The following is an 11660-nucleotide window of genomic DNA, read 5'->3' on the forward strand; positions in this document are numbered from 1 at the left end:
GGTGATCTGCGGGGCCGGGAGGGTGGTCGGGGAGGGCCAGCCCTCCCCGAGCCCCACCCGCCGGGAGGGCGCTGCCCTCCCGGACCACCCCGCGCCGAAACCCGATGCTTGAATTGCCGCGCGGTGCAGCGTATGTCGGCGCCTTGCAAAGCAAGGGTTCGGACGATGAAGTTTCTCGATCTAGCGAAGGTCTATATCCGCTCGGGCGCCGGGGGCGGCGGCTGCGTGTCGTTCCGGCGCGAGAAATTCATCGAATTCGGCGGGCCAGATGGCGGCGATGGCGGCAAGGGCGGTTCGGTCTGGGCCGAGGCGGTCGAGGGGCTGAATACGCTGATCGACTTCCGCTATCAGCAGCATTTCTTCGCCCAGACCGGGCAGCATGGCATGGGCAGCCAGTGTACCGGGCGCGATGGCGACGATGTGGTGCTGAAGGTGCCGGTGGGCACCGAGATCATCGACGAGGATGAGGAGACGGTGATTGCCGATCTGACCGAGGTCGGGCAGCGGGTGCTGCTGGCCAGGGGCGGCAATGGCGGCTGGGGCAACATGCGCTTTAAGTCCGCGACAAACCGGGCGCCCGCGCGCGCGAACCCGGGGCAGGAGGGGGTAGAGCGTACCCTCTGGCTGCGGCTGAAGCTGATTGCAGATGCGGGGCTTCTGGGGCTGCCGAATGCGGGGAAATCGACCTTCCTCGCGGCGGTCTCGAATGCGCGGCCGAAGATTGCGGATTATCCGTTCACCACGCTGGTGCCGAACCTGGGCGTGGTGGGCGTGGATGGCAAGGAATTCGTGATGGCCGATATTCCTGGGCTGATCGAGGGCGCCTCCGAAGGGCGCGGCCTTGGCGATCAGTTCCTGGGCCATGTGGAGCGCTGCTCGGTGCTGCTGCATCTGGTGGATGGCACGTCGAGCACGATCACCAAGGATTACCGGACCATCATCGGCGAGCTGGAGGCCTATTCGGAGGAACTCTCGGGCAAGCCGAGGATCACCGCGCTGAACAAGATCGACGCGCTGGATCCGAAGACGCTCGCCAGCCGCAAGCGCTCGCTGGAGAAGGCGGTCGGCGGGCCGGTGTATCTGATGTCGGGGGTGTCGCGGAAGGGCGTGCCCGAGGTGCTGCGGGCGATCTGGGCGCAGATCGAGGATGACCGGCGCGATGTGGAAGAGGAACAGCCGTGGCAGCCGTAACGCTGGACAGTCTGGTGAAGCCCGATGTGCGCGCGGCGCGCCGGGTGGTGGTGAAGATCGGCTCGGCGCTCCTGGTGGGCGCGGGCGGGCTGAAGACAGACTGGGTGCGGGCGCTGGCCGAGGATGTGGCGGCGGCGCGGGCGCGGGGCACGGATGTGGTGCTGGTGTCGTCGGGCTCGATCGCGCTCGGGCGGCGGGTGCTGGAGCTGCCGGCGGGGGCGCTGGCGCTCGAGCAATCGCAGGCGGCGGCCGCGGTCGGGCAGATCCGGCTCGCGCGCGCCTATGAGGAGGTGCTGGCCCCGCATGGGGTGAAGACGGCGCAGGTCCTCGTGACGCTGGAGGATACCGACGACCGCCGGCGCTATCTGAACAGCCGCGCCACGATGGAGACGCTGCTGGGCCTCGGCGTGGTGCCGATCGTGAACGAGAACGACACGGTCGCGACGGACGAGATCCGCTTCGGCGACAATGACCGCCTCGCGGCGCAGATCGCGGTAACGGTCGGTGCGGATCAGCTGATCCTGCTGTCGGATGTGGACGGGTTTTATTCCGCCAATCCGAAGGAGGACCCGACGGCGGTGCGCTTCGAGGTGGTGGACCATATCACCCCCGAGATCGAGGCGATGGCGGGCGATCCGATTTCAGGGCTCTCGAAGGGCGGGATGAAGACCAAGCTGCTCGCGGCCAAAACGGCGGTGGCCGGGGGCTGCGCCATGGCGATCATGGAGGGCTCCACCCCGCGCCCGCTCACGGCGCTGGCCGAGGGGGCGAGCTGCACCTGGTTCCTGCCGGAGGGCGATCCGCAGGCCGCGCGCAAACGCTGGATCGCGGCGATGAAGCCGCGCGGCGAGGTGGTGGTGGATGCGGGCGCGGTGGCGGCGCTGGCGCTCGGCAAGTCCCTGTTGCCCGCGGGTGTGATGCGGGTGGTGGGCCGGTTCGGCCGCGGCGAGCCCGTCATGATCGTGGGGCCGGATGGTGCGGCGCTCGGCAAGGGCCTGATCCGCTATACCGCGGACGAGGCCCTGCGTATCGCCGGGCACCGCTCGCGCGAGATCGAAGAAATCCTCGGTTATCCGGGCCGGGCGGCGCTGATCCACCGCGACGATATGGTGATCGGCTGACCCGGGCAGGCCGGGACGGCAGGCTCCGGGAGCCGCGGAGCCACCGTTCGCCTGCGGCGACACTCCGAACGAAATCGGACGGAGCGCGCGCCGGGGAGGGGGCCGACGGCCCCCTATTTTGCGATCCGCTCCAGGATCCGCGCCCAGCTGCGAATGCCCTTGTGGAAGCTCTTCACATCGTATTTCTCGTTCGGGCTGTGGATGGCGTCGTCATCGTTGGCATAGCCGATCAGCATCGCATCCATGCCCAGCAGCGATTTGAAATAATAGGCGATCGGGATCGAGCCGCCCATGCCCACGATCACCGCCTCGCGATTCCATTCATCCGACAGCGCCTGCCGCGCCGCCTCGAATTCGGGGCGCGAGGTCTCCATCACTGCGGCGGGTGCGCCGTCCAGATCGCTGTCCCAGCTCACCGTCGCATCCACCGGCAGCCGCGCCTCCACATGGGCGCGCAGCTTGCGCCGCACATCGGCCGGGTCCATGTCGCCCACCAGGCGGCAGGTGATCTTCACATGCGCCTCGGCCGGGATCACCGTTTTCGATCCTGCGCCCTGATAGCCACCCCAAAGGCCGTTGATCTCCAGCGTCGGGCGGGCCCATTGCTGCTCCAGCGTGCTGTAGCCTTTTTCCCCGTGGGCAACGGTCATGCCGGCATGGGCGAGGTAGTCCTTTTCGTCGAAGCCGCAGCTTTCCCACTGCCGCTTCAGCGCCTCGGGCACCTCATGCACGCCCGCGTAGAAGCCCTCCACCGCCACCCGGCCATCGGCATCGTGGAAAGAGGCGATGATATGGGAAATCTCGCGCAGCGGGTTCAGCGCCGGGCCGCCGTAATGGCCCGAATGCAGGTCGATGCGGGGCCCGTGGAGGGTGAATTCCTCCTTCAGCATCCCGCGCAGCTGCCCGGCGATGGAGGGCACACCGGGGGAGACCATCGAGGTGTCGCAGATGAGGGCGAGGTCGCAGCTGAGCTCGGCGCGGTTCGCCTCCATGAACGGGATCAGCGAGGGCGAACCGGATTCCTCCTCCCCCTCCAGGAAGATCGTCAGGTTGCCCGGCAGCGTGCCATGCACCGCCTTCCAGGCGCGGCAGGCCTCGATGAAGGTCATCAGCTGGCCCTTGTCGTCGGAGGAGCCGCGGCCGCGGATCACCGGGCCGTTCGCGGTTTCCTCGATCGCCGGGTCGAAGGGGTCGCGGTGCCACAGGTTCAGCGGATCGACCGGCTGCACGTCGTAATGGCCATAGAACAGCAGGTTCGGCCCCGGCCCCTCATGGCGCGCGACCACCATCGGATGCCCGGGCGTGGGGCGCAGCTCGGCCACGAAGCCCAGCCCGTTCAGCTCCGCCACCAGCCATTCCGCCGCGGCGGTGCACTCCGCCTTGTAGGCCGGATCGGTGGAGATCGACCGGATCCGCAAGAGCGCCATCAGGCGGTCGAGCGCCGCGGGCATACTGTCGTCGATGCGGGTGAGAACGGCGTCAAGGGTCATGGGAGCCTCCTTTTGGCGCGAGACTAGCACCCGGTGCGGCACTGTCCAGACCGGCCCGCCCGGAGCCGCCGTACGACGAATTGATGCATCCTTGCGACAATTTATCCCTCCCCTCCGGGGGATTTGATCTTTATCAAGGGGAAAGGCGCTCCCGGCCGCTATGGCTCTTCCGGAAACGCACCCCCGCGAACAGGCAAGGGAAGACGGAAATGGACTACCAACGCACACTCGATCAGGCGCTGACCCGGCTGCATGACGAGGGGCGGTACCGCACCTTCATCGACATCGTCCGCGAGAAGGGCGCCTATCCGAAGGCGCTCTGGACCCGGCCGGACGGCTCGCAGAAGGAGATCACCGTCTGGTGCGGCAACGATTATCTGGGCATGGGCCAGAACCCGGTGGTTCTGGCCGCGATGCATGAGGCGCTGGATGCGGTGGGCGCGGGATCGGGCGGCACCCGCAATATTTCCGGCACCACGGGCTACCACAAGGCGCTGGAGGCGGAGCTTGCCGATCTGCACGGCAAGGAGGCGGCGCTGGTCTTCGGCTCGGCCTATATCGCCAATGACGCGACGCTGAGCACGCTGCGCCGGCTGTTCCCGGGGCTGATCATCTATTCCGATGCGCTGAACCACGCCTCGATGATCGAGGGGATCAAACGCGGCCCGGGCGAAAAGCGGATCTTCCGGCACAATGACCTCGCGCATCTGCGCGCGCTGCTTGCGGCCGATGACCCGGCGGCGCCGAAGCTGATCGCTTTCGAATCGGTCTATTCGATGGATGGCGATTTCGGCCCGATCCGCGAGATCTGCGACCTCGCGGCGGAATTCAATGCGCTGACCTATCTGGATGAGGTCCATGCGGTGGGCATGTATGGCCCGCGCGGGGCGGGCATCGCCGAAATGCTGGGCGAGACCCGGATCGACATTTTCAACGGCACGCTCGGCAAGGCCTTCGGGGTCTATGGCGGCTATGTGGCGGGCTCCGCGAAGATGATGGATGCGCTGCGCTCCTATGCGCCGGGCTTCATTTTCACCACCTCCCTGCCGCCTGCGGTGGCGGCGGGGGCGGCGGCCTCGATCCGGTACCTGAAGGGGCCGGAAGGGCAGAAGCTGCGCGAGGCACAGCAGCTGCATGCCCGGATCCTGAAGATGCGGCTGAAGGGCCTCGGCATGCCAATCATCGACCACGGCAGCCATATCGTGCCGGTGATCATCGGCGACCCGGTGCATACCAAGATGCTGTCCGACATGCTGCTGGAAGAATTCGGGATTTACGTCCAGCCGATCAATTTCCCCACCGTCCCGCGCGGGACGGAACGGCTGCGCTTCACCCCCTCACCGGTGCACGATTCGAAACAGATCGACCATCTGGTGCGGTCCATGGATGCATTGTGGTCGCGCTGCGCGCTAAATCGCGCCGAGGCCAGCGCCTGAGCCCGTTCTGCGGATGCACGGCTCTCTGGCTTGTGATAGGACTCCGTCAAGGATTGCGGGCATAGGCTCGCGAATCAATAATCTTTGTTCGGGAAGGCAGGATCAGGCAGATGATCGGGCGGAGGAGCACTCCTTCGACGCAGGAAGAGGTCAAGCCGAAAGGCTTTGACGACTTCGAGCTGAAGCTGGGCGATATCATGCGCGGCGAGCGGGCAACGCTTGCCAAATCCCTTCTGGATGTGCAGCGCGAGCTGCGCATCAAGGCGGCTTATATTGCCGCGATCGAAGGCACCGATCTTTCGGCCTTCGATGCGCCCTCGTTCGTGGCGGGCTATGTGCGGTCTTATGCGCGCTATCTGGGCATGGATCCGGAATGGGCCTTCGCCCGGTTCTGCGAGGAATCCGGGTTTCAGCCCACCCATGGCATGGCGCCTGCCGCCTCCGGGCAGAAGGCGACCGCCCGTGTGCTCGACATGACCGATGCGCTCACCAATCCGGCGACGCCCTTCATCCCGAAGCCCGAGTCGTTCTGGGCCAAGATCGAGCTGCGCGCGGTGGGTTCCGTGCTGCTGCTCGGGCTGATGGCGGGCGGGCTCGGCTATGGTGGCTGGACGGTACTGAAGGAAGTGCAGCGGGTGCAGCTCGCGCCGGTGGATCAGGCCCCGGGCGTGGCGGCGGAGATCGATCCGCTCGACAGTGCCAAGGCCTCGATGCAGACCGCGGCCAACGAAAGCGCGCCCGATGCGCCCTCGGCCGATGCGCTGGACCGGCTCTATCGCCCGCAGGCGCTGGAGGCCCCGGTGCTCATCGCGCGCGATGGCCCCATCGCGGCGATCGACCCGAACCAGACCGGCGCGCTGGCCGGAACCGGTATCGCCCCTTCGGAGCCTGTGCTGGCGCAGGGCCCGATGCCCGCGTCCGCGGCGCCGCAGCCGCCGATGCAGCTCGCTGAGGCGCAATCCGGCCCGATGGTGGTGCGCACCACCGGCGCCGAGGCGCCCGCGGTCGAGGTTCTGGCGGTGCGGCCTTCCTGGGTGCGGATCAAGGCCGCGGATGGATCGGTTCTGCTGGAAAAGGTGATGGACGCGGGTGAGCGCTTCGCGCTGCCCAAGCTTGAGGAGCCGCCGGTGATGCGGATCGGCGAGTCGGGGGCCGTCTATTTCGCTGTGAACGGCGTGGCCCATGGCCCGGCCGGAAAGCGCGGCGAGGTGGTGAAGAATGTGATCCTGTCGCCCGAGGCGCTGGAGCAGAAATTCGCCGTCGCCAATGCCTCCTCCGATGGCGATCTGGCGAAGATGGTGACCGTCGCCGATGCCGGGCCGATGCTCGCGCAGCCTGCCGTCGGCGAGTGACATTTTTCTGAATGGTGGATGCAGCCGTTGCCCTTGGGCGGCGGCTGTCCTATTTGTGGCGGGCAAACCGGAGGCCTGACATGTCGCTCAATTCCGTCCGCCCGTGGCGCAGCATCGATCGCCGCAAATCGCGCCAGATCATGGTGGGGAACGTGCCGGTGGGCGGCGATGCGCCGATTTCGGTGCAGACGATGACCAATACGCTGACCACCGATGTGAAGGCGACGCTGGATCAGGTGATCCGCGCGGCTGAGGTGGGGGCGGATATCGTCCGCGTCTCCACCCCCGATCAGGACTCGACGCGGGCCCTGCGCGAGATCGTTCGGGAAAGCCCGGTGCCGATCGTGGCCGATATCCATTTCCACTACAAACGCGCGATCGAGGCTGCGGAGGCGGGCGCGGCCTGCCTGCGGATCAACCCCGGCAATATCGGCGACGAGAGCCGGGTGAAGGAAGTCATTCGCGCGGCGCGCGACCACGGCTGCTCGATCCGGATCGGGGTGAATGCGGGCTCGCTGGAAAAGCACCTGCTGGAGAAATACGGCGAGCCCTGCCCGGAGGCGATGGTCGAGAGCGGGCTCGACCATATCAAGATCCTGGAAGACAACGATTTCCACGAGTTCAAGATCAGCTGCAAGGCCTCCGACGTGTTCCTCGCCGCCGCGGCCTATCAGGCGCTGGCTGAGGCGACCGACGCGCCGATCCACCTCGGGATTACCGAGGCGGGCGGGCTGATGTCGGGGACGGTCAAATCCGCGATCGGGCTCGGCAACCTGCTGTGGATGGGGATCGGCGATACGATCCGCGTGAGCCTCTCGGCCGATCCGGTCGAGGAGGTGAAGATGGGCTTCGAGATCCTGAAATCGCTCGGCCTGCGCACCCGCGGCGTGCAGATCATCTCCTGCCCCTCCTGTGCGCGCCAGGGCTTCGACGTGATCAAGACGGTCGAGCTCCTGGAAAAGCGGCTGGAGCATATCAAGACGCCGATGAGCCTGAGCATCATCGGCTGCGTGGTGAACGGGCCGGGCGAGGCGCTGATGACGGATATCGGCTTCACTGGCGGCGGTGCCGGCTCGGGCATGGTCTATCTGGCGGGCAAGCAGAGCCACAAGATGTCCAACGCGGACATGGTGGACGAGATCGTGCGCCTGGTGGAAGCCCGCGCAGAGGCGATCGAGCGCGCGCAGGACGCGGCGGAATAGCCGCGCTAGCCCTTGATGCGAAAGTCCATCGGGTGTTCGAGAAACTCGTTGGCTGTCCGGTGCAGGACCGTAACCATGAACGGGAGCGGCGGGGCCTTTTTGCTTCCGTCGGCCGAGGGATAGCGGAGCGGATAGCCGCTTTCACCAAGCAGTGCGATAAGATCTGAGACGTGCATGTCAAAAACAGAACGGTGCCCGTCTTCCGTCAAGTCCGGATTCAGGTATCCGTGCTGCTGCATTTCGACACCGACAGCGGCTGCATGGACGCGAGCACAGTACCGCAGTTTTTCGCAAAGTTCCGAAGCCCAGTCTGCGGCAATGTCGTGCCCATTTTTCTTCTTCTGAGGGGCTTCCTTTTCATCCTCCTTTTTAACTTTCTTTTTATTCAGTATCAGGCAGGCCTTGATCATCAATTCAAGCCCATGTGCCGCTAGGAAATGCGTCGGCCGGAACACTTCGCCCCGGCGGTCTTCCGGAACTGTCAGCAAATACTCCGCCGCTCCCAGGAACGAATGGACGGTACCTAGAAACCGCCCTTCCTTTGATCTGAGGAAAGCTCCCCCCACCGCCCTCGTCAGCCCCGCTGATCCGCCACGATCTTCTGCATCTGCGGCAGCGGCGCATAGCCGCGCAGCATGTCGCCGCCGATGACGAAGGCAGGCGTGCCGGAGATGTTCATCCGTTCGGCGAGCTTGTAGTTCGCGCGCAGCACATTGCTCACTTCCTCTTCGTTCATCCGCTTGAACAGGGCGTCGCTGTCGAGCTTGCGGCTCTCAGCCAGCCGCTTCAGGCTTTCGAGGGTGAAATCGCCGCGGAAGGTCATCAGGTCGTCGTGGATCTGCGCATAGGCCGCATCGCCCGCCACCTGCTGCACCGCCACCGCGAACCGCGCCGCGAGCTCCGACTGCGGACCGAGGATCGGGAATTCCTTCACCACGAAGCGGATCTTGCCATCCTTCTTCAGCAGCTGGTCCACCTCGGAATAGGCCTTCTTGCAGTAGCTGCAGCGGTAATCCATGAATTCGACGATGGTCACATCGCCCTCCGGGTTGCCGCCAACCCAGGAATGGCCGTCCTCGAAAATCTCCTTCGCATTGGTCGCGACGAGCTGCTTGTCGTTCTGCGCCTCGGCCGCGGCCTGGCGCTCCTCCAGCTTGTTGATCGCCTCGACGAGGACCTGCGGGTTCTCCATCAGGTAGTCCTTCACTGCCTGGCCGAAGGCGGCCTTCTCCGCCTCCGTCATCGCCGAAAGATCGAGCGCATGGGCGGGCAGGGCGGTCATGGCGAGCAGGGCGGCGAACAGGGTGCGTTTCATCTGGATCCTCAGGCAATGGCGGGCGCGGGCACAGTGGTCCAACCGCCGGGCGGGTGCAAGCGGCATTGACCACAGCCCCCGCGCGGCCTATCGGCAGGGTGCCCGCCGGTGGCGGTGGCGCGCATACTGGAGGTGCTGCATGCGTTTCTCAACCCGTGGTCAGGTCGATCCCTTCATCGTGATGGATGTGATGGAAGCCGCCCGCGCGGCCGAGGATGCCGGGCGCCACATCATTCATATGGAGGTGGGCCAGCCCTCCACACCCGCGCCCCGGGCCGCGCGTGCGGCGCTGGCCGATGCGCTGGAGCGTGATGCGCTCGGCTATACCGTGGCGCTCGGGCTGCCGGCCCTGCGCGAAGGGATCGCGGGGCTTTACCGGCGCTGGTATGGGGTGGAGCTGGATCCGGGGCGGGTCGTGGTCACTGCCGGCTCCTCCGGGGCCTTCCTGCTGGCTTTCGCGGCGCTGTTCGATGCGGGCGACCGGGTGGCGCTCGGGGAGCCCGGCTATCCGAGCTACCGCCAGATCCTGCGGGCGATGTCGGTGGAGCCGGTGGGCTTCGCGACCAGGCCCGAGAACCGCTACCAGCCGGTGCCATCCGAAATTCCCGCGGGCGTCCAGGGGCTGATCGTGGCCTCGCCCGGCAACCCTTCGGGCACGATGCTGGGCCGCGAGCCGCTGGCGGCGCTGATGGCCGAAGCCGCGCGCCGCGGGATCAGCTTCGTCTCCGACGAAATCTACCATGGCCTGCACTACGAGGGCCGCGCGGTCAGCGCGCTGGAAATCTCGGACGAGGCCTATGTGATCAACTCCTTCTCCAAATATTTCAGCATGACCGGCTGGCGTATCGGCTGGATGGTGGTGCCGGAGGATCATGTGCGCACGGTGGAGCGGCTGGCGCAGAACATGTTCATCTGCCCGACCCATGCGAGCCAGGTCGCAGCGCTCGCGGCGCTGGAGGCGGTGGACGAGCTGGAGGCGAACCGCGCCGTTTATGCCGAGAACCGCCGGCTTATGCTGGAAGGGCTGCCGAAGGCCGGGTTTACCAGGATCGCGCCGCCCGACGGGGCCTTTTACATCTATGCCGATGTGTCGGAGCTGACCGAAGACAGCCAGCTCCTCGCGCGCGAGATCCTCGATCAGGCCGGTGTCGCAGTGACGCCGGGGCTCGATTTCGATCCGCACCGCGGTGCGCGCACCCTGCGCTTCTCCTATGCCCGCGCGACCGAGGATATCGCCGAAGGGCTGCGGCGGCTCACCGCCTTCATGGCCGCGCGCTAGCTGTTCGGCGGGCTCCGGCCGCGCTATAAGGCCGAAAACGGAGCAGGCATGAGATACGGAACGGGCATTGTCGCGCTGCTGTGCGCGCTGTGGCTGGCGCTGCCGGTGGCGGCGCAGCAGCTGTCGGGGCTGGCGCGGCTTGAGGCCGGGCGCAGCACCTTCGAGAACGGGGCGGCGGAGGCGGAGATCACCCTTGGCCTCAGCCAGCCGGTGCCGTTCCGTGCCTTCCTGCTGGACAATCCGCCGCGGCTGGTCGCGGATTTCCGCGAGGTGGATTTCGGTACGGCGGAGCCGCAGCCGGCGGGCGACAAGGGCCTGATCCGGGATCTGCGGTGGGGCCGGTTCCGGCTGGGCTGGTCGCGGCTGGTGGCGGAGCTCTCGGGCCCCGCGCGGATCGAGACCGCGGTCGAGGAGACCGGCGACGCGGCCCGCATCGTGCTCCGGCTGGCGCGCACGCAGGCCGCGGATTTCGCCGCGCGCACCGGGGCGCCGGAATCGGCGCTGTGGGATCTGCCGCAGCCTGCTTCCTCGGACATGGCGCCGCACCAGCGCCAGGATGGATCGCGCCCGCTGCGGGTGGTTCTGGATCCGGGCCATGGCGGCATCGATCCGGGCGCCGAGGCCGACAGCCTGCACGAGGCGATCCTCACGCTGACCTTCGCGCGCGAGCTGAAGGAGACGATGACGCGCGCGGGGATGGAAGTCGCGCTCACCCGCGACGAGAACGTGTTCGTGCCATTGGAAATGCGCATCACCCTGGCGCGGGTGACGGGGGCGGATCTGTTCATTTCGCTCCATGCCGATGCGCTGGCCGAGGGCGAGGCGAATGGCGCCACCGTCTATCTGCTCGATGAGGGCGATCAGGACGCGGCCTCGCAGAAGCTCGCCGAGCGGCACGACCGCGCCGATTTGCTTGCCGGGGTGGACCTGACCGGGCATGACGACAATGTGGCCGGGGTGCTGATGGATATGGCGCGCGTCGAGACACAGCCGCGCTCGGTGCGGCTCGCGCAGGTGATGGCGGGCGCGATCAAGGGCGCGGGCATGCAGATGCACAAGCACCCGGTGCAGCGGGCGGATTTCTCCGTGCTGAAATCGCCCGATATTCCCTCCGTGCTGCTGGAGCTGGGCTTCCTGTCCTCGGCCGCGGACCGGGCGCGGCTGCTGGATCCGAACTGGCGCGCCTCGATGGCGCAGGCGGTCACCCGCGGGGTGCAGAGCTGGGCGCAGGCGGACGCGGCCGAGGGCAAGCTCCTGCGGCAGTAGCGGCCTCC

The 11660-nt window shown here is 66.9% G+C and carries 10 protein-coding genes; 7 read left to right on the top strand and 3 right to left on the bottom strand.

Annotated elements, in window-relative coordinates; all coding sequences use genetic code 11:
• Nucleotides 1-165: 165 nt before the first annotated feature.
• Both obgE and proB read left to right on the top strand, forming a co-directional pair.
• A complete protein-coding gene (obgE, locus tag ACOMG5_RS05020) occupies nucleotides 166-1191 on the top strand; it encodes a GTPase ObgE (protein ID WP_420342690.1) in 1026 nt (341 codons plus the stop codon).
• Complete coding sequence (gene proB, locus ACOMG5_RS05025) at nucleotides 1179-2312, top strand: glutamate 5-kinase (protein ID WP_420342691.1); 1134 nt, start codon at nucleotides 1179-1181, stop codon at nucleotides 2310-2312. The genes obgE and proB overlap by 13 nt, the downstream gene beginning before the upstream one ends.
• A gap of 113 nt (nucleotides 2313-2425) precedes the next feature.
• Here the strand turns inward: proB and ACOMG5_RS05030 are convergent, their stop codons facing one another.
• The gene (locus ACOMG5_RS05030; protein WP_420342692.1) at nucleotides 2426-3802 is read right to left on the bottom strand and encodes a M20/M25/M40 family metallo-hydrolase; all 1377 of its coding nucleotides are present in this window, start codon (nucleotides 3800-3802) and stop codon (nucleotides 2426-2428) included.
• Nucleotides 3803-4011: 209 nt separating this feature from the next.
• Between ACOMG5_RS05030 and hemA the strand changes: the two genes are divergently transcribed.
• The 3 genes from hemA to ispG all read left to right on the top strand — a co-directional run bounded on the left by hemA (nucleotide 4012) and on the right by ispG (nucleotide 7792).
• Nucleotides 4012-5238, top strand: coding sequence for a 5-aminolevulinate synthase (hemA, locus tag ACOMG5_RS05035; protein WP_420342693.1), 1227 nt, complete (start codon nucleotides 4012-4014; stop codon nucleotides 5236-5238).
• A 110-nt stretch (nucleotides 5239-5348) separates the two neighbouring features.
• The gene (locus tag ACOMG5_RS05040) at nucleotides 5349-6590 is read left to right on the top strand and encodes a RodZ domain-containing protein (RefSeq protein ID WP_420342694.1); all 1242 of its coding nucleotides are present in this window, start codon (nucleotides 5349-5351) and stop codon (nucleotides 6588-6590) included.
• An 80-nt stretch (nucleotides 6591-6670) separates the two neighbouring features.
• Entirely contained in the window at nucleotides 6671-7792 is a 1122-nt protein-coding gene (ispG, locus tag ACOMG5_RS05045; protein ID WP_420342695.1) for a flavodoxin-dependent (E)-4-hydroxy-3-methylbut-2-enyl-diphosphate synthase, read from the top strand.
• 5 nt (nucleotides 7793-7797) lie between these two features.
• Here ispG and ACOMG5_RS05050 read toward each other — a convergent pair whose 3' ends face one another.
• Entirely contained in the window at nucleotides 7798-8280 is a 483-nt protein-coding gene (locus ACOMG5_RS05050; protein ID WP_420342696.1) for a hypothetical protein, read from the bottom strand.
• Nucleotides 8281-8366: 86 nt separating this feature from the next.
• On the bottom strand, nucleotides 8367-9107 hold the full coding sequence (locus ACOMG5_RS05055) for a DsbA family protein (protein WP_420342697.1): 741 nt from the start codon (nucleotides 9105-9107) through the stop codon (nucleotides 8367-8369).
• 139 nt (nucleotides 9108-9246) lie between these two features.
• Between ACOMG5_RS05055 and ACOMG5_RS05060 the strand changes: the two genes are divergently transcribed.
• Complete coding sequence (locus ACOMG5_RS05060) at nucleotides 9247-10386, top strand: pyridoxal phosphate-dependent aminotransferase (protein ID WP_420342698.1); 1140 nt, start codon at nucleotides 9247-9249, stop codon at nucleotides 10384-10386.
• Nucleotides 10387-10434: 48 nt separating this feature from the next.
• Entirely contained in the window at nucleotides 10435-11652 is a 1218-nt protein-coding gene (locus ACOMG5_RS05065; RefSeq protein ID WP_420342699.1) for an N-acetylmuramoyl-L-alanine amidase, read from the top strand.
• Nucleotides 11653-11660 lie beyond the last annotated feature (8 nt).

The organism is Paenirhodobacter sp. (genome assembly GCF_041916475.1).
In the GTDB taxonomy this organism is placed as follows: Bacteria; Pseudomonadota; Alphaproteobacteria; order Rhodobacterales; family Rhodobacteraceae; genus Rhodobacter.

Coding starts and splice junctions, on each gene's coding strand:
- ACOMG5_RS05060 (WP_420342698.1), top strand. CDS start 9,247: ATGCGTTTCTCAACCCGTGGTCAGGTCGATCCCTTCATCGTGATGGAT.
- ACOMG5_RS05065 (WP_420342699.1), top strand. CDS start 10,435: ATGAGATACGGAACGGGCATTGTCGCGCTGCTGTGCGCGCTGTGGCTG.
- hemA (WP_420342693.1), top strand. CDS start 4,012: ATGGACTACCAACGCACACTCGATCAGGCGCTGACCCGGCTGCATGAC.
- ACOMG5_RS05040 (WP_420342694.1), top strand. CDS start 5,349: ATGATCGGGCGGAGGAGCACTCCTTCGACGCAGGAAGAGGTCAAGCCG.
- ACOMG5_RS05030 (WP_420342692.1), bottom strand. CDS start 3,802: ATGACCCTTGACGCCGTTCTCACCCGCATCGACGACAGTATGCCCGCG.
- ispG (WP_420342695.1), top strand. CDS start 6,671: ATGTCGCTCAATTCCGTCCGCCCGTGGCGCAGCATCGATCGCCGCAAA.
- ACOMG5_RS05055 (WP_420342697.1), bottom strand. CDS start 9,107: ATGAAACGCACCCTGTTCGCCGCCCTGCTCGCCATGACCGCCCTGCCC.
- obgE (WP_420342690.1), top strand. CDS start 166: ATGAAGTTTCTCGATCTAGCGAAGGTCTATATCCGCTCGGGCGCCGGG.